Source organism: Enterococcus florum, assembly GCF_004309355.1.
GTDB lineage: Bacteria > Bacillota > Bacilli > Lactobacillales > Enterococcaceae > Enterococcus_A > Enterococcus_A florum.
Genome location: NZ_BJCC01000006.1, coordinates 35276 through 60136, shown reverse-complemented (window position 1 = coordinate 60136; position 24861 = coordinate 35276). Strand labels below are relative to the sequence as shown.

Annotated in this window: 20 protein-coding genes and 1 pseudogene; 4 read left to right on the top strand and 17 right to left on the bottom strand. The window is 42.7% G+C overall.

The window, feature by feature from the left end; all coding sequences use genetic code 11:
• Window positions 1-105: 105 nt before the first annotated feature.
• The 16 genes from NRIC_RS03170 to rpsB form a co-directional block, all read right to left on the bottom strand.
• Complete coding sequence (locus NRIC_RS03170; RefSeq protein ID WP_146621256.1) at window positions 106-2166, bottom strand: cation:proton antiporter; 2061 nt, start codon at window positions 2164-2166, stop codon at window positions 106-108.
• Entirely contained in the window at window positions 2167-2460 is a 294-nt protein-coding gene (locus NRIC_RS03165; protein ID WP_146621255.1) for a hypothetical protein, read from the bottom strand.
• 123 nt (window positions 2461-2583) lie between these two features.
• Window positions 2584-2931 carry a 30S ribosome-binding factor RbfA gene (gene rbfA / locus NRIC_RS03160; RefSeq protein WP_146621254.1) on the bottom strand — a complete coding sequence of 116 codons (348 nt, stop codon included), beginning with the start codon at window positions 2929-2931 and terminating at the stop codon, window positions 2584-2586.
• A 17-nt stretch (window positions 2932-2948) separates the two neighbouring features.
• On the bottom strand, window positions 2949-5750 hold the full coding sequence (infB, locus tag NRIC_RS03155) for a translation initiation factor IF-2 (protein ID WP_146621253.1): 2802 nt from the start codon (window positions 5748-5750) through the stop codon (window positions 2949-2951).
• Window positions 5751-5762: 12 nt separating this feature from the next.
• On the bottom strand, window positions 5763-6065 hold the full coding sequence (locus tag NRIC_RS03150) for a YlxQ-related RNA-binding protein (RefSeq protein WP_146621252.1): 303 nt from the start codon (window positions 6063-6065) through the stop codon (window positions 5763-5765).
• Window positions 6058-6354, bottom strand: coding sequence for an RNase P modulator RnpM (rnpM, locus tag NRIC_RS03145; protein WP_146621251.1), 297 nt, complete (start codon window positions 6352-6354; stop codon window positions 6058-6060). Before rnpM ends, NRIC_RS03150 begins: the two co-directional genes overlap by 8 nt.
• An 18-nt stretch (window positions 6355-6372) precedes the next feature.
• Window positions 6373-7548, bottom strand: a complete 1176-nt coding sequence (nusA, locus tag NRIC_RS03140; RefSeq protein ID WP_146621250.1) for a transcription termination factor NusA — start codon at window positions 7546-7548, stop codon at window positions 6373-6375.
• A 128-nt stretch (window positions 7549-7676) separates the two neighbouring features.
• Window positions 7677-8150 (bottom strand): ribosome maturation factor RimP, encoded by a 474-nt coding sequence (gene rimP, locus NRIC_RS03135; protein WP_146621249.1) that lies wholly within the window; start codon window positions 8148-8150, stop codon window positions 7677-7679.
• 173 nt (window positions 8151-8323) lie between these two features.
• Entirely contained in the window at window positions 8324-12661 is a 4338-nt protein-coding gene (locus NRIC_RS03130; protein ID WP_146621248.1) for a PolC-type DNA polymerase III, read from the bottom strand.
• A 97-nt stretch (window positions 12662-12758) separates the two neighbouring features.
• Window positions 12759-14027, bottom strand: coding sequence for an RIP metalloprotease RseP (gene rseP, locus NRIC_RS03125; RefSeq protein ID WP_146621247.1), 1269 nt, complete (start codon window positions 14025-14027; stop codon window positions 12759-12761).
• Between the two features lie 157 nt (window positions 14028-14184).
• Window positions 14185-14976, bottom strand: a complete 792-nt coding sequence (locus NRIC_RS03120; RefSeq protein ID WP_146621246.1) for a phosphatidate cytidylyltransferase — start codon at window positions 14974-14976, stop codon at window positions 14185-14187.
• Window positions 14973-15773 carry an undecaprenyl pyrophosphate synthase gene (uppS, locus tag NRIC_RS03115; RefSeq protein WP_146621245.1) on the bottom strand — a complete coding sequence of 267 codons (801 nt, stop codon included), beginning with the start codon at window positions 15771-15773 and terminating at the stop codon, window positions 14973-14975. The genes NRIC_RS03120 and uppS overlap by 4 nt, the downstream gene beginning before the upstream one ends.
• A gap of 574 nt (window positions 15774-16347) precedes the next feature.
• Window positions 16348-16905 carry a ribosome recycling factor gene (frr, locus tag NRIC_RS03110; protein WP_146621244.1) on the bottom strand — a complete coding sequence of 186 codons (558 nt, stop codon included), beginning with the start codon at window positions 16903-16905 and terminating at the stop codon, window positions 16348-16350.
• A gap of 2 nt (window positions 16906-16907) precedes the next feature.
• The gene (gene pyrH, locus NRIC_RS03105) at window positions 16908-17630 is read right to left on the bottom strand and encodes a UMP kinase (protein WP_146621243.1); all 723 of its coding nucleotides are present in this window, start codon (window positions 17628-17630) and stop codon (window positions 16908-16910) included.
• Between the two features lie 130 nt (window positions 17631-17760).
• Window positions 17761-18642: a translation elongation factor Ts gene (gene tsf / locus NRIC_RS03100; protein ID WP_146621242.1), complete on the bottom strand. Its 882-nt coding sequence runs from the start codon at window positions 18640-18642 to the stop codon at window positions 17761-17763.
• An 80-nt stretch (window positions 18643-18722) separates the two neighbouring features.
• Complete coding sequence (rpsB, locus tag NRIC_RS03095; RefSeq protein WP_146621241.1) at window positions 18723-19520, bottom strand: 30S ribosomal protein S2; 798 nt, start codon at window positions 19518-19520, stop codon at window positions 18723-18725.
• Window positions 19521-19883: 363 nt separating this feature from the next.
• Between rpsB and NRIC_RS03090 the strand changes: the two genes are divergently transcribed.
• Window positions 19884-20360, top strand: coding sequence for an arginine repressor (locus NRIC_RS03090; RefSeq protein WP_146621240.1), 477 nt, complete (start codon window positions 19884-19886; stop codon window positions 20358-20360).
• 108 nt (window positions 20361-20468) lie between these two features.
• Here NRIC_RS03090 and NRIC_RS19820 read toward each other — a convergent pair.
• Window positions 20469-21301, bottom strand: a pseudogene (locus tag NRIC_RS19820) (BMP family lipoprotein).
• 209 nt (window positions 21302-21510) lie between these two features.
• Here NRIC_RS19820 and NRIC_RS03080 point away from each other — a divergent pair.
• From NRIC_RS03080 to NRIC_RS03070, 3 genes are read left to right on the top strand one after another with little or no spacing between them, the layout of a single operon-like run.
• Window positions 21511-22275, top strand: coding sequence for an ABC transporter ATP-binding protein (locus tag NRIC_RS03080; RefSeq protein WP_146621239.1), 765 nt, complete (start codon window positions 21511-21513; stop codon window positions 22273-22275).
• The gene (locus NRIC_RS03075) at window positions 22272-23963 is read left to right on the top strand and encodes an ABC transporter permease subunit (protein WP_146621238.1); all 1692 of its coding nucleotides are present in this window, start codon (window positions 22272-22274) and stop codon (window positions 23961-23963) included. The genes NRIC_RS03080 and NRIC_RS03075 overlap by 4 nt, the downstream gene beginning before the upstream one ends.
• Window positions 23887-24861 (top strand): extracellular solute-binding protein, encoded by a 975-nt coding sequence (locus tag NRIC_RS03070; protein WP_146621237.1) that lies wholly within the window; start codon window positions 23887-23889, stop codon window positions 24859-24861. The genes NRIC_RS03075 and NRIC_RS03070 overlap by 77 nt, the downstream gene beginning before the upstream one ends.

Sequence of the window (24861 nt, the reverse complement as noted above, 5' to 3'; positions counted from 1 at the left end):
GCCATTATACCATATCGAAAAGTAGAAAAAACAAAGAAAAACCCTCAATCAGGAAGTCTTCTTTGCTTTCGTTCGCAAAGTTCGTTCTCAAGAATGAGGGGTGTCTTATTTTTTATTTTTTTTCGCAATAAATCGAAGCGGCGGATCCGAAGGCTGGCGCATCGTATAAGATTCCAGCAGATTAACCCTGTGCCGATAATTGTTGGCTTCAAAGGTCGAAATTTCTTCTGTGCTTTCATACTCATCGATCACTTTTCTTTCCAAATAATATCCCCTCAACAATTCCTTTGTATACATGGGATCCTGTTGAATGAAAAGTGTGCCAATAAGCCCCCTTTTTTTTACTTGATCCATTAGATTTTCTCGCTCAGCAATAAAGAAATCGATCAGTTCTTCGTCGTACACATCCCGCAAATTATCCAAACTAGACAAAACTGTCTGGCTGTTGCGCAAAAAGACTTTCTTTACCATAGAGAGGTCTTGTCGATCAAATAATCCGGTCCTTTGATTAAATCGGCGCCGTTTCCAAAACAGCAGCGGATGAAAAACGACTCTAAGAAAGCGTCGAACGAAAATCAGCCAAAACCCAATAAAAGACAAGATTTGACGGGAAACTGTCTGTTGAAAACGGGCAACAAAGCGGTAATACATTCGATAGCCTTCTTGATCGATCAATTGTCGTCGATAGCTTTCGTCTAATCCATCCCGCTCTACTGAAATAATCAAAGCTTGGATCTCCTGAAATTCTTGCTGCACACTTTTCGACATCGTCTCCGTGTACAGCTCTTGAATACGTTCCTGATAGTTAGTAATCACTGCCTGTGTTGCGAAGATTTCTTTCTCCGACAACTGCTCTGTCTCGATTCCATTTCTCAATGTCTCGATTACTTGTTGATAGATTTGGGCTTGGCGAAAGTTTGGTGCCACCTCTTTTTCACCATCTGCAAGTAATGGCAGCAAGATCATGCCGACGATCAAACTTAAGAAGGTGACACAGGCTGTCATGAACAGCAACAATGAACGTTCAGGGAAGTCCATCCCATTGATTGTAGTCGGCAGAATAAAAATAGTCGCAATACTGACTGTCCCTTTGACACCGCCAACTGTTAAAATCAGTCGCTCTCGGAAATACTGTCTTGTTAATTTAAAGCCTTTGGTGATCAAATAAAACAGAGTAATGAATAAATACCGGATGATAAATAGAAGGGCTGTGAGTACGCCGATAATCAAAAACAGATGTACATTTGAGTACGTACGACTGTTCCAAATAGGTGAAAAAACCTGAGACAATTCGATCCCTAAGAATAAAAAGACCAATGCATTTAAGGTGAAACTAATCGTCTGCCAGGTTGTCTCCTTAACATTGGAGAGTTCTGCATCAAACAACGTGATTTTTCTGAATCCGCGAGACTCCAATACTCCGCAGACTACTGCTGCAATGATCCCAGAAGAATGAAGAAGCTCCGCTGCTAAATATGCCAAAAAAGGCAGGGTCAATTCGATTAGTAAGTAGCCCGTGATATCCTTTGCGGAGATTCGTTCAATCAGTTGGACCAATTGTCTTTTGACGTACACAACGATGACCCCTGCTAAAACGCCTCCTAGTGTCGAGGTTAGAAGCGAAAATGAAGCGTCTGCAGCGGAAAACTGGCCCGTAACCAATGCTGCGACAGCAAATTGAAAAGCAGTAACCCCGGAAGCATCATTCAGCAAGCCTTCTCCTTCTAAAATATGCATCACTGCTCCTGGCATTCTCAAACGTTGCGCTAAAGATTTCACTGCAACTGCGTCGGTAGGTCCTAAAGCCGCACCAAAAGCCAGACATGCAGCTAAAGGCAATGTCGGCAGCAGTTGATGAGTAACCAACCCGATGCTAAAGAGCGTCAGGATCACTCCGCCAAACGCCAGAAAGATGATTGCACCATAATGCTCTAAAATCGCCGGAATATCTGCAGTCTCACCTTCGTGAAACAACAACGGAGCGATGATCATGACCAAAAAAACTTCTGGTTGGAAATTGATCGATCGCCCAATTTCAGTTAATCCCAGCAAAATGCCTAGAACGATTTGGATCATAAACATAGGTACTGTCGGAAGCACTTTCGCTAAAACATTGGATAAGGTGATGGTGATCGCCAGAAAAATAATTATTTCAATCAGCAGCACTTATTGACGCCCCTGACATTTGGTTCTCGCTTCAGCTAAGCATTTCAGAAAAACTGTTTTTTTCGCGATGATTTTATCTTCCAGCTGGCTCAATTCCTCTGAGTTCTCATCCAATGACAGTTGTGCTCTCCTGGCTTCCATTCGCAAGAGATCATGTTTGATCCGCTCTGTTTTACGAAACAGCAAAAAGTTGTTTCTTTTGATTTGTTGGAGCAAGTATTTCCGTTCTTCTGGTGAAAATTCTTTATACGCCGCATGCAGTTGTTGCATGCGTTCCTCAAATTCAGTCGTCATGTTTCTCTATCCTCTCTGCTCGACCATTTTAGAGCAACTTTAACAGATATTCAAGAATACTGCTGTGAAAATAATCAAAAAGTAAAAAGAAACCTAGACCACACGGCCTAGGTTTCATGATCGTTACTCTTTATGCAGATCGCGAATCATTTGGTCGATTTTTGAACCATATTCTACTGATTCATCTAACTCAAATAATAATTCAGGGGTCTTGTAAATCGATAAGGCTTTACCTAATTCACGGCGAACTAATCCTTTCGCTTTATCTAACCCTTCCTGCGCTTTTTGTTTTTCTGATGCCTTATCTGACAACAAGCTGTAATAGATCGTAGCTTGCTGCAGATCTCCGGTTACATGGACATCGGTGATATTGACATTTTGGACGCGCGGGTCACGAACCCGTTTGCGCAAAATGTCATTGACTTCTTTTAAAATTTCTTGCGCTACGCGACGATCACGATAGTTTGGCATAAGAAATGCCTCCTTCTCTACGCTTTTTTGATTTCTTGCATCACAAAGGCTTCGATCACATCATCAATTTTTAGATCGTTAAAGTTTTCAACCATGGCACCACACTCGTAGCCCATTTTGACTTCCTTCACGTCATCTTTGAAACGTTTCAAGCTAGCAAGTTTGCCTTCAAAAATTACGATACCGTCACGGATGACACGAACACCGCTGTCACGAGAAATGCTGCCTTCGTTGACATAACAACCTGCAATGATGCCGACTTTCGATACCTTATATGTTTCACGAACCGTCATTTGACCAGTGATTTTTTCTTCGTATTCAGGATCAAGCATCCCTCTCATCGCTGTTTCGATTTCTTCGATCGCTTGATAAATGATTCGATGCAAACGAATATCCACTTCTTCCCCATCCGCCTGTTGTTTGGCCTGTGGTGTAGGACGCACATTGAACCCAATGATGATTGCGTTACTTGCTGCTGCAAGGGTTACATCACTTTCATTGATTGCGCCGACCGCAGAATGGACGATATTGACACGAACACCTTCAACATCGATCTTTTGCAGAGACGCCGCCAGTGCTTCTGCAGATCCTTGTACGTCTGCCTTGATGATGACATTTACAGCTTTCAATTCGCCTTCTTTGAGTGATTCAAACAAGGTATCAAGCGTCACACGAGCATTGGCACTGCGGTGTTCGAGCAATGCACGTTTTGCACGCTCTTCCCCAGCTGCACGCGCTGTTTTTTCATCTGCGAATACGGCGAAACGATCGCCGGCTTGTGGCACATCATTCAGACCAGTAATCTCAACTGGGGTTGCCGGACCAGCAGTTTTGTCTCTGCGGCCAATGTCATTGGTCATTACCCGAACGCGTCCATAGGTGTCTCCCACAACAATTGGATCACCGACTTTTAACGTCCCCTGTTGAACAAGTAAGGTCGCTACTGGGCCTTTTCCTTTATCCAAACGTGCTTCGATCACTGTGCCGATCGCATTTTGAGTTGGGTCAGCCTTCAGATCTTCTACTTCAGCTACCAATAAAATCATCTCTAGTAATTCTTCAATGTTTTGATTGAATTTCGCTGAAATTTCAACAAAGATCGTATCGCCGCTCCACGCTTCTGGCACTAACTCACGTTCACTCAATTCTTGCATGACCCGCTCTGGATTCGCACCTGGTTTATCGATTTTATTGACTGCAACGATAATCGGAACTTTTGCAGCCTTCGCATGGTTGATCGCCTCAATAGTCTGCGGCATAACACCATCATCAGCTGCCACCACTAGGATGGTAATATCCGTGATACTTGCTCCACGCGCACGCATGCTGGTAAATGCCGCGTGTCCTGGTGTATCCAAGAACGTGATTGGCTTGCCGTTGATGTCAATTTGATAGGCACCAATATGCTGTGTGATTCCGCCTGCTTCTCCACTGGTTACTCGTGAATGACGCAAGGTATCAAGCAAAGTTGTTTTCCCGTGGTCAACGTGTCCCATGATCGTTACAACGGGCGGACGCGGAACCAGATTTTCCTCGTTCACTTCTTCTACTTCAAAGAAGCGGTCGATGTCGGCAATATCCACTTGGACTTTCTCTTGCGGCTCAATGCCGTAATCCGTTGCTAACAGCTCGATCGTATCCTTGTCTAATGGTTGGTTTTGGTTGACCATCACACCTAACATGAATAGCTTTTTGATAATCTCTGCTGGTTCGCGATAGATTTTCTTCGCGATGTCTGCTACGTTCATTCCTTCTGTATATTCAAGGATTTCAGGCAGCTCACGGAATTTACGTGGCGGTACAGCAGGTTTCTGACTTTGCTGCTGTTTGCCTTTCTTGCCTTTTTTATTAAATTTGTTCTTATTGCGGAAATTATTGTTGCCGCCATAACTGTTACGGTTTTGGTTTCCGTAATTGTTGTTTTTATTCCGGTTTGCTTGCCCGCCGCCCTGGCTGTTCGAACGTTGGCCTTGTGCGCCTTGAGTACTTGGTCGTTGACTTTGGTTATTCGCTGGACGTTGGTTTTGTCCGCCTTGGTTGTTTGGTCGTTGACCTTGATTGTTCGCTGGACGTTGGTTCTGTCCACTTTGGTTGTTTGGTCGCTGACCTTGATTATTCGTTGGACGTTGATTTTGTCCACCTTGATTAGCTGGTCGTTGACCTTGATTATTTGCTGGACGTTGATTTTGTCCACCTTGATTAGCTGGTCGTTGGCCTTGATTATTTGCTGGACGTTGATTCTGTCCGCCTTGGTTGTTTGGTCGTTGGCCTTGATTGTTTGCTGGACGTTGGTTTTGTCCGCCTTGGTTAGTTGGTCGTTGGCCTTGATTATTTGCTGGACGTTGATTCTGTCCGCCTTGATTAGTTGGTCGTTGACCTTGATTATTTGCTGGACGTTGGTTTTGTCCACCTTGGTTAGTTGGTCTTTGATTTTGATTATTTATTGGTCTTTGCCCCTGTCTACCTTGATTGCTGGATTGTTGTCCTTGGCCGTGTTGATTACTGGTTGATCGCTGTTGTGAATAACCACCCGTCTGTCTAGCGGCTTCTTGGTTTGCTTTTCTATTTTGAAATTTCGGATTGTTTCTTGAACTTCTAAACTTCGGTTTTTCGTGCTGGTTAGCTGATGGTTTTGCTTGAGTATTTGCTTGTTGCGACGATTTGCTTGAAAAAGCTTGCTTCAATTTGGACTCATCATCACTCGACAATGCACCCATGTGGTTTGAGACATCGATCCCTAGCTTGTTCGCTCGCTCCACAACTTCCTTACTTGATTGATTAATTTCCTTGGCAAATTCGTATACTCGTTTTTTTCCCATGCAATCACCTTCCTAACCTTTTATTAACGACACGATCCTTTCGGCAAATCCTGTATCCATTACACCGATGACCTTTCGCGGCCTGCCGATCGCATTGGTCAGCTCACTTTCCGAAAAGTCCATCAGATATGCCGTTTGATAAAACTTGCTTTTGTCTGTCACCTTTTTTTTCGTATTTTCACTGGCGTCTGAAGCGACTATGACCAACTTGACCTTGTTTTTTCGAATCTCATTGATCGTCATTTCTTCACCAGTGATCAGTTTGCCTGCACGCATGGCTAAACCTAACATGTTTAGCGCCTTGTCTCTATTCATTACCAAAAAGCTCTTTTCTGGCTTTTTGATGAGTCACATAGTCTAAAAGTTCTTGATAAAAATCCTCTGTCAATTCGATATCCAAGACTCGATCTAAGATTTTTTTCTTCCAAGCTTCTTTTACTTCTTCAGGCTCTAGAGCGACATACGCCCCTCTTCCTGGTTTCTTTCCAGTCGGATCGATCGACACTTCGCCTTCCTTCGACTTAGCGATACGGATCAATTCTTTTTTTGGTTTCATTTCACCAGAAACGACCGATTTTCGCAAAGGAACTTTTCTTTTTTTCATCTTAGCTGGCCCCCTTGGTTATTCTTCGCCTTCCTCAAATACTGCATTTTCACTATCATCATCCGTCAAATCAGGTGTGCTCTCCAACAGCTCTTCATCTGCCGCAAACTCTTCAGGCAGTTCCTCATAATCGTCTTCTACATAATTCGCATAGAATTCTTCCATGTCCGACTCTGCTTTAATGTCGATTTTGTGGGCTGTCAATTTCGCTGCAAGACGTGCATTTTGACCACGTTTTCCGATCGCTAAGGACAGTTGGTAATCAGGCACGACTACTGTACATACTTTCGGATTCTCTGTATCGAAGATAACATCCTCAACTTGCGCTGGATTCAAGGAGTTTGCGATAAACACCGCTGGATCTTCATCCCACTCGACGATATCCATGTTTTCGCCTTTTAATTCATTGACGATCGCCTGAACCCGTTGGCCTTTGGGCCCGACACACGTTCCCACAGGATCAATGTTCGGATCATTCGAACGAACAGCGACTTTCGCACGGTCTCCGGCTTCACGGGCAATGCTGACGATCTCTACGATACCATCATATACCTCTGGAACCTCTTGTTCAAATAAGCGGCGCAGCAAATCAGGATGGCTTCGGCTAACAAAGACTTGTGGACCTTTAGATGTATTCTCTACACGAGACACATACACCTTGATTCGGTCATGCGGCTGGTAATGTTCATTCGGCATTTGATCTTGCTTAGAAAGAACCGCTTCGATCTTACCGAGGTTAACATAAATATAACGGTTGTCTTGACGCTCGACGACTCCTTGCATGATATCTTTCTCATAGGCACTGTATTCATTGTAGATAATACTGCGTTCGGCTTCGCGCACTCGCTGCAAAATCACCTGTTTAGCCGTCTGAGCAGCGATCCGTCCAAAATCACGCGGCGTTACTTCAAAACGAATTTTATCACCGATCTCATAGGCCGGATTGATTGCCATTGCATCTTTCAGCGAGACCTCTAATTGTGAATCCATTACTTCTTCTGTTACTTCTTTTACTGCGTAAACATGGATATCGCCTTTCTTTTCATTGAATTCGACTTCAACATTTTGCGATTGGCCATAATGACGTTTGTACGCAGATACCAATGCTGCTTCCAATGCTTCAATGACGATTTCTTTAGAAATTCCTTTTTCTGCTTCTAAAGTGTCTAATGCATTCAGCATTTCTTTACTCATTGTTTTTCCTCCTCGTTCATATTGCAGGATTCATTTTTATCATAAGTATGAAGTACATCCATCCTGTCGATTAAACCGACTTTTCAATGAATGCTGATACGTGAATCGTCGTATCGCTTATTTTTTGTTTAAAACTCAATTGCCAAACGAGCTTTCGCAATATTGCTGCGTTCGAAAGTGATGTCCTTTTGACGTGTTTTGATTTTGACCGTCAATGTCAACTGGTCCGTAGTCAATTCCTTCAAAAAGCCGTCATATTGTTTCTCTCCATCAACATTTTGATACAGTGAAAGGTGAATATATTCTCCAATGGCATTCTGATAATCTTTTTCCTTTTTCAATGGACGTTCAGCGCCAGGAGATGATACTTCCAGGAAGTATGCCTGTGGGATTGGATCAGGATCAAGCTGATCGATTTTTTCACTTAATTTTTCGCTGACAAATGCACATTCCTCGATATCGATGCCGCCCTCTTTATCGATGAACACTCTTAAAAACCAATTTTTTCCTTCTTTGACAAATTCGACTTCTACCAATTCAAACTGCTGTTCATCCAAAATCGGCGTCACCAAGTCGGTAATTGTTTCAACTACACTGCTCAATCTGTCGGCCTCCTTCTTGCTTTCAATCCATTAAAAAGAGTGAGCGAAAATTCCGCTCACTCACCTCAGTGTCTGATTACATTGTTATAGTACCATAAATAGAATGAAAATTCAACCGAACCATTTTCATTTTGAAATAGTTCTTTCATTTATTGCTTGTGTTCCTCTGCTTCTTACATATCAAACAATGAAAGCTGGTTTTCATCCGGTAAATCTTTTAAAACACCATGGGTATCCATGTACTCGATCAGTGTTTTTGAAACCTTGCCGCGGCTCGCTAAATCTTCCTTTGAAAGGAAGATCCCGTCTTTTCGCGCCTCTACGATTTGTTTGGCCACGTTGGCACCCAAGCCTGGTACTGCCCGGAATGGCGCAATCAAGGTATCCCCATCAATCACAAAATTTACTGCATCTGATTTATACAGATCGATCATGCCAAAATGATAATCGCGCTCCAGCATTTCGTTGCACAGCTCCAGAACAGTCAGCTGATTCTTCTCCTTTGTTGTCGCATCCATGCCTTTATCCGTGATCGCCTTCATAGCGGCCTTGACCGCCTCTTTTCCTTTAGCCATTGAAGTCAGATCGAAGTCATCGGCACGAACAGAGAAATAGGCACAGTAATAAAGGATTGGGTAGTACACTTTAAAATAAGCAACCCGCAGCGCCATCAGCACATAAGCTGCCGCATGGGCCTTAGGAAACATGTATTTGATTTTCGAACAAGAATCGATGTACCAGTCTGGTACATTATTTTCACGCATAGCAGTCAAGTAAGTCTCGCGCAGCTCGTCTGGAATCTTGTTCCATTGCCCTTTCCGCACTGTCTCCATGATTTTGAAGGCCATTCCACTTTCCAGTCCGGCGTGCATTAAATACACCATGATATCATCCCGACAACCGATCACATCTGCTAAGGTAGCTTCTCCCCGACGAATCAGCTCTTCTGCATTGCCCAACCAAACATCCGTGCCGTGAGACAGTCCAGAAATCTGCAGCAATTCCGCGAAGGTGGACGGGTGCGTTTCTTCCAGCATCCCCCTTACAAAACGCGTCCCAAATTCAGGAATTCCTAAGGTTCCGGTTTTGGAATAGATCTGCTCTGGTTCGACTCCTAATACCTGCGGACCATCAAAAATCCTCATCACCTCTGGGTCATCAGTTGGGATCGTTTTTGGGTCCACTCCCGATAAATCCTGCAGCATCCGGATTACCGTCGGATCATCATGTCCTAGGATATCCAGTTTTAAAACATTATCGTGGATTGAGTGGAAATCAAAGTGTGTAGTTTTCCATTCCGAATTCCGATCATCCGCTGGATACTGAATCGGAGTAAAATCATAAACATCCATGTAATCTGGAATAACGATGATCCCTCCCGGGTGCTGGCCGGTGGTTCGTTTGACTCCGGTCGCACCTTTTGCCAGACGATCGATCTCTGCGGAGCGTAACTGCAGGTTGTGATCTCTTTCATACCCCTTTACAAAGCCGAACGCTGTTTTATCAGCCACCGTACCAATCGTTCCAGCACGATAAACGTACTCTTCACCAAATAGCACCTTAGTATAGTTGTGTGCTTCCGCTTGATAGTCTCCAGAGAAGTTCAAATCGATATCGGGCACTTTGTCGCCGTGAAAGCCTAAGAAGGTCTCAAACGGAATGTCATGGCCGTCTTTGTTTAAGCGCGTACCGCATTTAGGACAAGCTTTTTCTGGCATATCAAACCCAGAGCCGTAAGAACCATCCTCAAAGAATTCTGAGTATTGACAATCAGGACAATAATAATGCGGCGGCAATGGGTTGACCTCTGTAATCCCAGTCATAGTTGCCACAAAACTTGATCCGACCGATCCTCGAGAACCGACTAAGTATCCATCTTCATTACTTTTATGCACTAACTTTTGTGAAATCAGATAGATCACTGAAAATCCGTTTCCGATGATGGAATCCAATTCTTTTTTCAAGCGTTTTTCAATGATTTCTGGCAAAGGATCACCGTAGAGTTCTTTTGCTCGTCCATAACTCAACGCCCGAATTTCATCTTCTGAACCAGGAATCTTAGGAGTATATAATTCATCCTTAACAGGAATGACTTCCTCGCAGGTATCGGCAATCAGATTAGTATTATCGATCACCAGCTTCTTCGCCAGATCCTCGCCTAAGAAATGGAACGCCTGCAGCATTTCATCCGTCGTTCTAAAATGGACCTCCGGCAGGCTATGGCGATTCAACGGATTAGCTCCACCCATCGAACCCACCAAAATTTTACGGTAAATAGCGTCCTCTTTATTTAAATAGTGAACATCACCAGTCGCAACCACTGGCTTCTCCAATTCTTCACCGATCTTCACCAAATTTCGAATAATATCCTCTAGATCTTCCTCATTTTTGACCAGTTCTTGTTCAATCAGCGGCGCATAAACCGCTTTGGGCATGACCTCGATGTAATCGTAAAAAGCTGCACGATTTTTCGCCTCTTCCACGCCTTTTTGCATCATAGCTTCGAAAATCTCGCCTTGTGCGCAGGCTGAACCAACCAACAAGTTTTCCCGCAGTTTTTTCAGCTGCGAGCGTGGGATCCGTGGAACACGCTCAAAATACTCCACGTTGGACATCGAGATCAATTTAAATAGATCTTTTAATCCTGCTTGATTTTTCGCAAGCAGGGTGACATGAAACGGCCGTGCACGTTTATAAGAGTCCCCCTCCCCAACATGATCGTTCAGTTGGTCATGATACATCATCTGGTGTTTTTCCATAGCCTCCTTGACAAAAATCCATGCCAGGTGTCCAGTTGCTTCCGCATCATAAACTGCTCGGTGATGCTGCTCCAAACTGACACCAAATTTTTTCGTCAGAACACCCAATCCAAAACGCTTGAATTCTGGATACAAATACCGTGCTAATTCCAATGTATCGATCACTGGATTTGGCGTCTCATCCATGCCATGACGAACATAGCTGGTGTTTAAAAAGCCGATATCAAAAGCTGCATTATGGGCAACCAAAATAGTGTCTTCACTAAATTTTTCAAACAGGGACAACACTTCTTTTTCCGATTTAGAGCCGCGAACCATCTCATCCGTGATCCCAGTCAAATTGACTGTCGTCTCTGACAATCGATGGCCCGGATCAATGAACTCTTCAAAGGTCTCGATGACATTTCCCTTATGCATTTTCACAGCCGCCAGCTCGATGATCGTATCGTATACAGCTGAAAGTCCTGTGGTTTCCACATCGAACACGACATAGGTTGCATCTGTCAGTGATTCATGCTTGTCATTATAGGCAATCGGCACACCATCATCCACCACATTTGCTTCGACCCCGTACAAAATTTTAACGCCGGCCTTTTTGCCGGCTGCATGGGCATCAGGGAAAGCTTGTGCACCACCGTGATCAGTGATAGCGATCGCTTTGTGGCCCCACTTCCCAGCTTGAGCAACAAGATCGCTGACGCTCGCTGTCGCATCCATTGTACTCATATTGCTATGCAGATGCAGCTCGACCCGTTTTTCTTCACCATAATCTTTACGATCAGGATGTTTGACCTCTTGAATGTCCTGCGCGTTCATTACCAGATCACGCATGAACGTATCCTCTTGTACACTTCCGCGAACACGAATCCAGCTGTTTTTGGCGATTGCGTCAAAAATCTGTTCATCCTTCTCTCCATTGGAGAATTTTTTCACCACAAAGGACGAGGTGTAATCGGTCATTTTTAGGATTAGGATCTTACGTTTTGAGCGCAGTTCTCGGACTTCCTTGTCAAAAATGAATCCTTCGATCGTTACCCGACGCTCTTCCTCGATAATCGTATTCATCGGTGTGATAGCTTCGTCTGCCGGGATGTTTCTACCCATTTGGATCGGTCCATCGATTGTTGCTTTGTCTTTTTCTTTTTTCTTTGATTCATACTGTGCAATACTTTCTGCCGCACGTTCCTGGAAAACGGCATCCTGTTCTTGTTTTCTTTCCTCGAACAATTGCAGGACACGTTCTTGTTGTTTTTCATCAACCTCTGGATCGATCCGCAGCTTCGGAAACCCGAATGAAACAAGATGTTCCTCAATTAATGGCAGGTATTGTTGCTTCAGAAAGGGGATCACTGTTTGATTGTCGATCAACAGCACGATCCGTTTTCCTTGCAATAGAGGAAGCGGCTTATCCAAGACTTGCTTGACCAAAGGAGTATCGCAATCTTGATCTTTTAACGCAATTCGCCAATACTGCTGCAGCAGGGACTCATTGAAAGCCGCATTCTGCGCCTCAATATGTAATTTGACACTTGCAATCGCTTGAAAGGCCAAACGTAATTTTTGGTGGAAGGTATAGTACAGCTCCGCCGGTAAAATCTCCGGTGTTTGAATAAAGAATTCCCAAACACGAGACTTCTCATGGACCACCACTTGTCGGATCTCTGCTTGTTGGATCGACGGATGGTGCTGGTCCTCTTCTGCTAGTTCGATTTGACGAAGCAAATTCTCAAATAACTCACGATTTGCAGACAAAATGACATCTCCTTCACTTTTTCACGTACTATTCAGTATAACTTTTTTTAGGCATTTTTGCATTAGAAAAAAGGTCGAAGCAGCTTCGACCTTTTGCTTAAAAGAAGAAACGAGAAATATCGTTCCATGTGACTAAAATCATTAAGACCATAATGAAAACAAATCCGACCATCGTGATCATACCTTCCTTTTCAGGATCCAAAGGCTTGCCTCGAAAGGCCTCAATGATGTTCAAGAGAATTTTCCCTCCATCAAAAGCCGGAATAGGCAGAAGATTGACGATTCCCAGATTCACCGACAAGAAAGCCATTAAATAGATAACTGTTCGAACGCCTTGTTGAGCTGCTTCTGAGGAGAGCTTGTACATCATGACAGGACCGCCAAGCTTGTCTAGGCTGAAGCCGGTAAACAAGGACCCGAGTGCTTCAAAGATTCGGCCCATCAAATCCCAGGTTTGAGTAAAGCCGCTCAACAATTTCGCTCCCAAACTGGTATTCATATGCAGGCCGACACCAATCATGCCGATTTTCTCTCCGTTTGATTCTCGTTCTTCCGGAACAAGCATCAGTGTTTCTTGTTTTCCATTTTGTACGGCTGTAACAGACAATTCTTTACCGGGATTTTTAGATACAACTTTTGTAAGATCTTCCCATTTCGAGATCTGCTGATCATCGATACTGAGAATCTCAGCGTTGTCTGTTAGTCCGGCTTTCATGGCAGGACTATCGGGCTCGACAGTCCCGATCTGGTTCGTATCGTAGTCAGGTACGCCGCCTTGGACGAAGGCTAGGGCAATGAATAAAAGAACCGTCAATATAAAATTGTTCATTGGACCAGCAAAATTGGTCAAGATTCTCGAACCGATCTTGGCAGATTGGAATTGGACATCGCGCGGTGCGATTCGCACTTCTGTACCGTTCTCTTCAATCACGGTTGCCTCATGGTTGACTTTGTATGTCGTCTCCTGGCTTTCATCGCCATAAACATAGCCGCTGATCGTTAATTCATCCAACAAATCAGCCCGGATCAATTCTAAAGGTATACTGTTTGGCAGCTGCACCTTTTTACTTACATTGATTCGTTGAACATTGCCTTGCTTATCTAATTCTAAAGATAACGGCATACCGGGACTCAGATCGGTCTCTTCGTCCTCCAAACCGGCCATTCGAACATACCCGCCGATTGGCAACAACCGCAGCGTGTAAGTTGTTCCGTCCTTTCCCATATGAGCATAGATTTTTGGACCCATTCCGATCGCAAATTCTCTGACTAAAATCCCTGCACGTTTGGCAAAGAAAAAGTGCCCAAACTCATGCACGATCACTAATACGCCAAAAACAATTAAAAATGTTATTACTGTACGCATGGTAAAACCGCCTTCGATTTTTTTCTTAGGATAAGTGTATCACAATCCTTTTAATTAATATGTAGTTCTATCATTATTCGATCATTTTTACAAGAAAACACACACTTTATAGACAAAGCCGTTTGCAATAGTAAAAAAGCTCTGCAACAGAGCTTTTTTAAAAGATACCAAATAAGTGCATAATCGGAAACACAAACAGCATACTGTCAAATCGATCAAGGATCCCGCCATGTCCCGGCAGAATATTCCCAGAATCTTTTACATCATAATGGCGCTTGATCGCCGATTCGACCAAGTCACCGAACTGGCCGACGATTGAAAAGACAATCGTAAAGACTATCATCGTCAGCAGATTTTGCTGAAACAGATTCGACTGCACTAGAACAAAGAGCACTGCCACTATCACTGCACTGGCGATCCCTCCTAATGCGCCTTCGACTGTTTTATTAGGTGAAATGTCTGGCCATAGCTTATGCTTGCCAACTTTCCGCCCCACCATATAAGCCCCGATATCGGTTGCCCAAACAATAAAGAAGGCAAAAATCACCATGGCGATCCCTTCCGAACGAGCCACTACTAAATTTTGAAATCCGACTCCCGCATAGAGACTAGCCACGATCGGAAAACTCGCTTCATCGATCGTATAAACATTTTTCGAAATGACTGAGATCCCTAATAAAATCATAACAACTAGATAAAACAGTAAAAAATTGCTAGATGCATCCAAAAATGGAAACCACCGTTCTGCCGGGAGCACCAAAAAGACTGCACCCAAAATCGCTAAAACCCCTTCAAAGCTTAATACAGCCAGCCCTTTCATACGAAACAGCTCATAAACTCCGACTCCTGCTAAAGCAGCCGCCGTCAGTTCAATAGCGATGCCTCCTACATATAAAATTGGCAAAAAAATTGCTAACGCAACTACAGCCGTGATGACACGTTGTCTCATTTTTTATCCTCCTTGTTCAATCCTCCGAAACGTCGATTCCGCTTTTGGAAAGAAGCGATCGCCGTTTCCAAATGATTCCCGTCGAAGTCCGGCCATAACGCTTTTGTAAAGAAAAGTTCACTATACGCCAGCTGCCACAATAAAAAGTTGCTGATCCGCTCTTCTCCACTTGTACGGATCACCAGTTCAGGGTCCCGTAATTCCTTAGGTAAAAATCCTGTCATCAAATGATCAGATACTGTTTCTTCTGTGATGTTTTTCGTTTCTAGTCCCCCAGCTTTTACTTCAGAAGCGATTTCTTGAATTGCCGTGACCATTTCTGCTCGACTGCCATAGTTCAGCGCAAAATTCAGAACCAAGCCATCATTTTGCGCGGTTTGTTCAATCGCCCTTTTCACTGCATCCTGTGTATGTTCGGGTAAAAACTCTTCATACCCCATCACTCGTACCTGCACGTTTTCTTCGATCAACTCTGGAACGAAGGTATCAAAAAAATCCACCGGCAGCTGCATCAAAAAGTTGACCTCTTCTTCCGGACGCTTCCAATTTTCTGTCGAAAACGCATAAAGGGTTAGAACCTTGATTCCTAGCTTATTGGCATATTTCGTGATTTTTTTGACCGTCTCCATGCCCTCTTTATGCCCAGCTACTCTCGGCAAACGACGATTCTGAGCCCAACGGCCATTGCCATCCATGATGATGGCGACGTGTTGCGGAATCGCCCCTTCTGGATCAAACGTCAGATCACTTTTTTCAGGTGTGTATTTTTCTTTTTGTGGAAAAAAACGTAAAACCATGTTTTCCCTCCTACTTTCGTTAAACAGCGATGCTTTTCTTAAAAAGGTCGTTTCTTTCATCAAATAAAAGAAGCAAGCTTTTAGATTCATCAGCCATTATAGCAATAATCTAAAAGCTTGCCTATGCAAATCCAAAGGTATTTAGAGATTTTCAAACTTTCTTCAATGTGGCAATGAAAAAAGTATCTTATCAGGGAATAAGCTAAGAGAAAGTGAAGACCTATGATTCATTTATCGTACTGTCTTTTTGAATACATAACAAATTGAATAAATAGAAGAACTAGACAGAAGTATTTTTCAAACGTCCTTATTCAATTATTATTTTTCATAAACAGCAATGCGGCAATTTTTGATTTTCAATCCGATAATGTGTCACTTCAAGACCTGTTAGATTAATTCCTTTATTTTAACAAACATCAAGAGACTCAGAAGTCATTGAATCTCGCTGTTGGTTTTCTAATTTATCTTCCTGATTCAAAAAAGTGAGTAGTCGCACAATTGCGCTTTAAATCACAAGTTACTAATGGTAAAAAAACAAAAAACTGATACACGTTTACATGTATCAGTTTAAGTATTAAACATCCAATAATTCTTTTTCTTTTTCAGCAACGATCGTATCAATTCTTTTTACACTGTCATCGGTTAGTTTTTGGATGTCTTTTTCCATGTTGCGTAAGTCATCCTCAGTGATGTCGCCATTTTTTTGTTGTTTTTTGTAGTCATCCATTGCATCGCGTCGGATGTTGCGGACAGCGATTTTCGCATTTTCTGCTTCTTTCTTTACTTCTTTAGCCAATTCCTTCCGACGGTCTTCTGTTAGTTGAGGAATCACAAGACGAATCACATTGCCGTCGTTTGCAGGATTCAACCCGATGTCACTTGCCAAGATCGCTTTTTCGACATCTCCGATCGTGCTTTTATCAAATGGTGTGATCATCAAGACACGTGCTTCAGGAATTGAGATCGAAGCCAACTGGTTGACCGGCGTTGGCGCACCATAATAGTTGACGGTAATGCGGTCTAGCAGACTTGCATTCGCACGCCCCGCACGAATTTGGCCAAGTTGACGCTGTAATGACTCCTCAGCCTTTTTCATCTTGTCTTTTGTTTCGTTCATTATTGCATCTGCCATGTTTATTTCCCCCTTACTGTCGTTCCGATATTTTCACCTAAAACGACACGTTTGATATTGCCAGCTTCGTTCAAATTAAAGACAACCAATGGAATGTCGTTGTCCATACTTAGAGAGCTTGCAGTAGAATCCATTACCTGTAGTCCTTTGGCAATCACATCTAAATGTGTCAACTCATCAAATTTGATCGCATTTTGATCAATTTTTGGATCTGCCGAGTAAACACCATCGACATTATTTTTCGCCATTAGGATCACGTCTGCATTGATTTCAGCAGCGCGTAAAGCAGCAGTGGTATCTGTTGAGAAATAGGGATTTCCAGTTCCGCCGGCAAAAATAACGATTCGTCCTTTTTCAAGATGACGTTCTGCCTTCCGACGAATATAAGGTTCTGCTATTTGGCGCATCTCGATGGACGTTTGAACTCGCGTTGGTACATTGATATTTTCCAATGCATCCTGCAAAGCCAAAGCATTCATCACCGTTGCCAGCATCCCCATGTAGTCAGCCTGTGCACGTTCCATGCCCATTTGAGCGCCGATTTGTCCGCGCCAGATATTTCCGCCGCCTACGATGATCGCCATCTCAATGCCCAATTCGTGAACCTCTTTGATTTCTTCCACGATTTCTGAAATGATTGGTGGGTTGATGCCGAATTTTTCTTCACCTGCTAATGCTTCACCACTTAATTTCAATACGACACGTTTGTATCTTGGTTCTTTCATTTCGATTCCTCCACAGTCACTCTATAGCCATTTTAGCATACTCTGCTTTTGAAGCCAGTTTTTATTGGTTTTGCTTAAAAAAAGGGAGCGCATCAATCAATCATGCGTCCCCAACTGTTAAAAAACAGACTTATTTTTTGACTTGGTTCATTACTTCTTCTACAAAGTTGTCTTCGCGTTTTTCGATACCTTCGCCAACTTCAAAACGTACGAAGCCTTCAACAGTTGCGCCTTTTGAAGCTACGTATTTTTCAACAGTCATATCAGGATCTTTTACGAATGGCTGGTCAACCAAAGCGATTTCTGCTTTGAATTTTTGCAGACGACCTTCAACCATTTTTTCAACGATTTTTTCAGGTTTGCCTTCATTTAAAGCTTGTTCTGTTAAAACAGCTTTTTCGTGTTCTAATTCTTCTTGAGGAATTTGAGATTCATTCACATAACGAGGGTTGATCGCTGCTACGTGCATAGCCACATCTTTTGCAACTTCTTCGTCAGTTGTCCCACTTAAAACTGTCAATACCGCAATACGGCCGCCCATATGCAAGTATCCGCCAAATGCAGCATTATCTGCTTTTTCTAGTACGTTGAAGCGACGGAAGCTGATTTTTTCTCCAATAACTTGGGTTGCTTCGATCAATTCTTCAGCGATTGTGCCTTTTGAAGCTTTCAATTCCATCGCTTCTTCTAAGTTAGCAGGTTTATTTGCAGCTACTAATTCAGCGATTTCTTTTACTAGGTTTTGGAATTTTTCGTTTTTAGAAACGAAGTCAGTTTCAGAGTTCACTTCAACGATTGCTGCAGTATTGCCGTTTACAGCAACAGAAGCCAATCCTTCAGCAGCGATACGGTCATTTTTCTTAGCCGCTTTCGCCATGCCTTTTTCACGTAAGAAGTCTACAGCTTTGTCGATGTCGCCTTCTACTTCTACTAATGCTTTTTTCGCATCCATCATACCTACGCCAGTCATGTCGCGTAATTCTTTAACTAGTTTAGCTGTTACTTGTGCCATTTTCATGGGCCTCCTCTAATTTTTCTAAAAAAGCTGCTTCAAAGGTTGGTTTTATCTTTGAAGCAGCTTAAGCTACGAAATTATTCAGCTGATTCTGTAGAAGCGTTGCCGCCTTCTACAACATCAACGATTTCTTCGATTGAAGTTGCTTGTCCGCCATCTTCTGCTACGAAGTCTGCTTCAGCTACTTGGTCTTCCCCTTGGTTGCCTTCGATAAATGCATCCGCCATTTTAGCAGTGATCAATTTCACAGCACGGATCGCATCGTCATTTGAAGGGATCACTACATCGATCTCATCTGGATCACAGTTTGTATCAACCATTGCAACGATCGGAATGTTCAATTTATGTGCTTCTTGAACCGCGATACGTTCTTTACGAGGGTCAACGATATACATTACATCTGGAATTCTTGGCATATCAGCGATACCGCCCAAGAATTTTTCAAGACGTTCACGTTCTTTATTCAAGCCAACAACTTCTTTTTTAGGCAATACATCAAATGTTCCGTCTGCTTCCATCGCATTGATGTTTTTCAAACGAGCGATACGTTTTTGGATCGTATCCCAGTTCGTCAATGTTCCGCCTAACCAACGATGGTTTACATAGTATTGGCCTGCACGAGTCGCTTCTTCTTTAATGGCTTCTTGTGCTTGTTTTTTAGTACCTACAAATAAAGCAACGCCGCCGTCTTCAGCAACATCCTTCATGTAGTTGTAAGCTGAATCTACCAATTTAACTGTTTTTTGCAAGTCAATGATGTAGATTCCGTTTCTTTCTGTGAAGATGTACTTCTTCATTTTTGGGTTCCAGCGACGTGTTTGGTGTCCAAAATGTACGCCGGCTTCAAGTAATTGTTTCATAGACAATACTGACATGTTTTGTTTCCTCCAATTTGGTTTTTTTGTTCCCTCTCCTGACCGTCAACTCAGCAACAGACTTCATGTATGAAGCACCCTCTCGCTAATCAAATCAAGATGTGGATTTTGTCTGTGGTCGCCCACACACAATTAGATATTATACAGGAGACACTTCAAGAAAGCAACGATTATTCTTTTCTATTTAGCGAAAATCGGTCTAAAAACCTTTTTATGAATAAACCTTTTAAAAATATTCTTTTCTGCTATACTTAATGCATAAAAATCAATCCAGCAATGGATTTTTTCATTCTGCTATCGGTCATTCTTAAGCTTGACCTTTCTAGATACCTATTCAAAAGATAAAATTCCAAGGAGAAAACTATGCGTAAAAAAGAACGTCATGAACTGATCAAACAGCTGGTTGCCATACACGCCATCCGTAATCAAAATGAACTGATGGACTACCTGCAAAAGGAAGGAGTTACCCCAACTCAGGCAACTATTTCAAGAGACATTCGCGATCTTCAAATCGTCAAAACCATTGATGAGAACGGTCTGCCGCGATTTGAGTTGTTCGAGGAGCCAAAGCAAAATACCGAAGATGAAGATATCGAGCGATTGGAGCGCATGATCGAAGATGTGGTCGTCAAAGTCGATCGTGTGCAATTCATGACCGTGGTCCATACGATTCCTGACAATGCCAATCTGTTTGCAGCTGTACTGGACGATTTCTCCACTCCGTATATCGTTGCTACGATGGCCAGCTTTGATACCTTATTAGTGATTTCACGCACCGAAGAGGATGCGCAAGTGGTTGAGAATTTCTTGAAAAACCCCACTACTCATTCTCTTAGTTGAGTTTTCCTCATTTATAATAGAAGAAAGTCTTTTCGGCAAATCGAATTGGTGAAAGCAAACTCAAATAAATGTCCGTCCTCTGAATGACTAGGGGCCGGACATTTGCGTTTAGCTCTCAGGAACAACGATTTTCCCAGAAATGATTTTTTCTCTAGCTGTTTTAACTACCTGCTTCACTTCTTCCGTCAGTTCTCCATCTGTTAAATCAACGCCGACTTCCTCCATCCCCAAAACCAAGTGTTTGCCGCCGGAAAAGGTATCATCATAAGCAGATTGTGCAATGGTAGTAACGGCTGTTCCTACATTTTTCTTGGTAGAAGTCAAGGTGAAATTGTCGGCACAGCCATTTACATCCGTATATTCTCCTTCATCTTCTTGATCACGTCAATTTCCTTTCCCAGTTCTTCAGCACCCGCTTTTACACCTGCGGCGACCCCCGTGTCAAAACGTTGGATCACCGATAAACCCAGCCTTATTTGTTCTGGTGGTGTATGCCGCAGCGATCCCTGCTAAATAGGCACTTTCGTTGTCTCTAAAGGTTGCGGAGGTACTATTATCTACACCTTCGATTGTATCATCAATCAACGCAAATTTTTTCTCAGGATTCAATTCAGCTGCTTCTTTTAATGCATCTGCCTGCAGGTAGCTCAGACTAATGATCAGGTCGTAGTCATTCTCAACTGCCTGACTGATGTTTGTACTGTTGTCTTGCGGCTGATTTGTTTCGACATAGGTGTAGTCTTCCTTGCTTTTAATCCGTGTTCTTTTCCCCACTTATCCAAACCCTCCCAGCCAGCTTGATTAAATGACCGATCATCCACACCGTCAACTCCTGAAATCAATGATGTTTTTGGTGCTAATTCTTTTTCTTCCACAGATTCTTCTGATTCTCTCCCGCAACCCGTCAACAAAAAAACAACTGCTAAGCAGGTCCATTTCATTGTTCTCTTCATCTTCTAACTCCATTAAGTGTCTTGACACATTGAACGGAAAAATTAGTGCACTATAGATGATTTGGATCTTGATAGTTGTTTTGTTTTTTTGCCTTTACATTCTTTACACAAACATAACAAACTTTATTCTATTTTTTCACAAACTTGATCTTGCCTTTACACTACTTCGCTATACTCGCGTTAAAGGAGTTGAGACCATGTTAACAATCAAACATATTTCTAAGCAGTTTCATAAGCAAACGGTGTTGGACAACATCAACTTAGAAATCCATCAGGGAGAGATCGTGTCGATCTTAGGTCAATCTGGATCAGGGAAAACAACACTGTTGAATATCATCCTTGGTCTTGAAGAGCCTTCAGAAGGGAATCTTTTTTTTAAAGGCGTAGACATCACGAATGTCCCAATGGAAAAACGTCCCTTCAACATAGTCTTTCAAGACTATGCCCTTTTCCCCAATTTGACAGCTTATCAAAACCTGACTTATGGGTTAAAAAATCGCAAAGAGCACTCCTCAGAGGAAGAGATCAATGAATTGATTCAGCTGCTGGACTTGACAAAACATTTGGACAAACTGATTCACCAGCTGTCTGGCGGGCAAAAGCAACGCGTGGCTTTAGGAAGGACTTTGGTGATGAAACCGCAGATTCTACTTTTAGACGAACCGTTGAGCGCTTTGGACGGCGTTATCAAGGAGTCGATCAAAGCTCGAATTCAGGAGATCGCAAAAAAGCTTCATTTGACGATCATCATCGTGACTCACGATCCCGAAGAGGCGTTGACTATGTCAGATAAAATCGTCGTGTTAGACAACGGAAAAATCGCTCAATACAGCACGCCGATCGAAATCATGAATCGTGCGTCTTGTCATTTCGTTCAGGAATTCATCATTAATCAATTAATGATCAAACAGCGAAACATTCAAGAAATATTCCAACAATCATTGCAAAGGAAAGAATCATGAAAAACAAACTCTCATTAAAGCAGCTGACAAATTGGGTTGTTCTATTCTTCTTTCTGCTTTTTCTAGCCATCCCCTTGATAAAGATCGGTTTGACTGCTTTTCCTTTTGCTCAAGGCGGAGATTTCGCTCAATTTTCGCAAATCTTTAATCAAAAATGGCAGACTGCTTTCTCGAACAGTTTATGGTATGCAGTCCTTGCAGCAAGTATCTCTACTATCTTGGCCTTTTTATTGGCTTACGGTAATAATTTCACAAAAATCGGACAGCCGTTTTTGATGATCAATTCCAGCATCTTGCAGTTTCCGATGCTTCTACCGACGATCACTTATGGCTTCGTCTTGATTTATGCTTTTGGCAAGCAAGGGCTTTGGAGCAAGCTGTTCCAGCATCAATTATTTAATATTTATGGAAGTATCGGTATTTTGATGGGCTTTATTATCTATACTCTGCCGCCGATCTTTATCTTGATCAACAATGCCATGAAATATTTAGATGCACGCCTCTTTTTGGTCTCACGATTAATGGGGGATTCACCTGCTCGAACGCTGAAAAAAACTATTTTTGAACCGTTGTATCGTGTGTTGGCAGTTGCATTTCTGCAGGGCTTTTTTATGGCATTCACAGATTTTGGGGTACCTAGTGCAGTCGGCGGTCAAACGCCATTCATTACTACTTTACTTTATGAAGGGTTCATGGGAACGATTCCAGATTTTCAATATGGGGCAATGATCGCGATAACCATGCTTTTGCCTTCGATCATCAGTATCATCGTGCTGAACCATTTACAGAAAAAAATCGTACGCTATGAGAAACCGCAAAGAGTTGTTCTAAAAACCAACAAACTCCGCGATTGGGGATTCCGCCTGCTCTTTTTGACGACCTCAGGCTTTCTCCTATGTATCTTTTTGATTCTAGTAGTGATTCCATTTACAACGGAATGGCCCTATCGCATCCAACCGACTTTGGTCCATTTAACTCGTTTTTTAGAAGACGACAGCCTGCGATTGACCTTGAGAAATTCTTTGACAATGGCCGTATCAACAGCAGTGATCGGAACGGTTTTGGCCTATTTTGCAGCGATCCTTACCTCCAGAGAGCGGAAAACCGGCAGACTGCACAACATAATTGACAGCATCTCCACGGTCACCAATTCGATTCCTGGTATGGTTCTCGGAGTTGCTTTCTTGCTGCTGTTTGGCGGCAGTATTTTACACAACACGTTGGCTATTCTGATTATTTCTACTGTGGTTCATTACTTTGCAACACCTTACCAACTGGCAAAAGAGGCCCTGCAAAAAATGAATCTGAACTGGGAAAACACAGCCAAATTGATGGGAGACCGTTGGATCGATACGATCCGCCGGATTTTGATTCCAAATTCAAAGCTGACGATCTTAGAAATGTTCGGCTATTACTTTTTCAACGCAATGATCACTATCAGCGCAGTCATCTTCCTGACTAGTGCCAACACGATGGTTATTACGGCCAAATTGAAAGAATTGCAGCATTTTGGTCGGTTTAACGATATATTTATGCTTTCACTTTTCTTGTTAATGATCAATCTGATCATGCAAGGCATCATCCAACTATTAAAAAGGAGTTTAACCAATCATGAACAAAAAACATCTTTTCGCTTGTCTCTCTTGCATCTTGTGCGTCCTCTTCTTCGGCGCCTGCAGCAACGGTAGTGCAGAAAATAAGAAAGTGGTGATTTACACCAACGCAGACGAAGAACCTGTTGAAGTCATCAAAAAGGTATTAGACGATAATGGCTACGAAGACAACTATATCCTGCAAACTTACGGTACGTCTGAGCTTGGCAGCAAGCTGTTAGCAGAAGGAGAAAAGATCGAAGCCGATCTGGTCACGATGAGCACCTTCTATCTCACCAGTGCTCAAAATAAAAAGGACATGTTTGAAAAACTAGACCTCGCTCTTGATCCCATCGCAAAGATTCCAGAGTATGCTGCTCCTTTTACCGTACAAGAAGGAGCGATCTTCTACAATACGGAACGGATGAAAGAACTGAATTTACCTGTGCCTACCAGCTTAAAGGATCTTGCTGATCCAAAATACAAAGGCGTGTTGTCAATCTCTGATATCAAACAATCCTCTACAGCATGGCTTTTATTCCAAGCCCTGATCGACAGCTATGGAAAAGACGATGCGAAGACGATCTTAAAGGAGATCTATCAAAATGCTGGCGATCATTTGGAAAGCTCTGGCTCTGGCCCGATCAAAAAAGTCCGGTTAGGTGAAGTTGCAGTCGGCTTCGGTCTACGCCATCAAGCAGTCAAAGATAAAAATGAAGGCCTGCCGATCAATTATGTTGAACCTGAAGAAGGGACCTACACCTTGACAGAATCCTTAGCTGTTGTAAACAAAGGCGATAACACTAAACCTGAAGCAATGAAAATGGTCAATACAATTTTAGAGCATGGGAGAAAAGAGTTATTGACGATCTACCCAAGTGCTCTATATGAGAAGGAAGATGTCAGCAGCCTGCAAGTTGCCCAACAGCAGAAAGTCTTTCCAGAAGAATTGACCGCTGAATTGTTAACAGAACATCAGAAATTAATCGACTAA

Coding starts and splice junctions, on each gene's coding strand:
- NRIC_RS03165 (WP_146621255.1), bottom strand. CDS start 2,460: ATGACGACTGAATTTGAGGAACGCATGCAACAACTGCATGCGGCGTAT.
- rbfA (WP_146621254.1), bottom strand. CDS start 2,931: ATGCCAAACTATCGTGATCGTCGCGTAGCGCAAGAAATTTTAAAAGAA.
- infB (WP_146621253.1), bottom strand. CDS start 5,750: ATGGGAAAAAAACGAGTATACGAATTTGCCAAGGAAATTAATCAATCA.
- NRIC_RS03150 (WP_146621252.1), bottom strand. CDS start 6,065: ATGAATAGAGACAAGGCGCTAAACATGTTAGGTTTAGCCATGCGTGCA.
- rnpM (WP_146621251.1), bottom strand. CDS start 6,354: ATGAAAAAAAGAAAAGTTCCTTTGCGAAAATCGGTCGTTTCTGGTGAA.
- nusA (WP_146621250.1), bottom strand. CDS start 7,548: ATGAGTAAAGAAATGCTGAATGCATTAGACACTTTAGAAGCAGAAAAA.
- rseP (WP_146621247.1), bottom strand. CDS start 14,027: ATGCGTACAGTAATAACATTTTTAATTGTTTTTGGCGTATTAGTGATC.
- NRIC_RS03120 (WP_146621246.1), bottom strand. CDS start 14,976: ATGAGACAACGTGTCATCACGGCTGTAGTTGCGTTAGCAATTTTTTTG.
- uppS (WP_146621245.1), bottom strand. CDS start 15,773: ATGGTTTTACGTTTTTTTCCACAAAAAGAAAAATACACACCTGAAAAA.
- frr (WP_146621244.1), bottom strand. CDS start 16,905: ATGGCAGATGCAATAATGAACGAAACAAAAGACAAGATGAAAAAGGCT.
- pyrH (WP_146621243.1), bottom strand. CDS start 17,630: ATGAAAGAACCAAGATACAAACGTGTCGTATTGAAATTAAGTGGTGAA.
- tsf (WP_146621242.1), bottom strand. CDS start 18,642: ATGGCACAAGTAACAGCTAAACTAGTTAAAGAATTACGCGACATGACT.
- rpsB (WP_146621241.1), bottom strand. CDS start 19,520: ATGTCAGTATTGTCTATGAAACAATTACTTGAAGCCGGCGTACATTTT.
- NRIC_RS03090 (WP_146621240.1), top strand. CDS start 19,884: ATGCGTAAAAAAGAACGTCATGAACTGATCAAACAGCTGGTTGCCATA.
- NRIC_RS03080 (WP_146621239.1), top strand. CDS start 21,511: ATGTTAACAATCAAACATATTTCTAAGCAGTTTCATAAGCAAACGGTG.
- NRIC_RS03075 (WP_146621238.1), top strand. CDS start 22,272: ATGAAAAACAAACTCTCATTAAAGCAGCTGACAAATTGGGTTGTTCTA.
- NRIC_RS03070 (WP_146621237.1), top strand. CDS start 23,887: ATGAACAAAAAACATCTTTTCGCTTGTCTCTCTTGCATCTTGTGCGTC.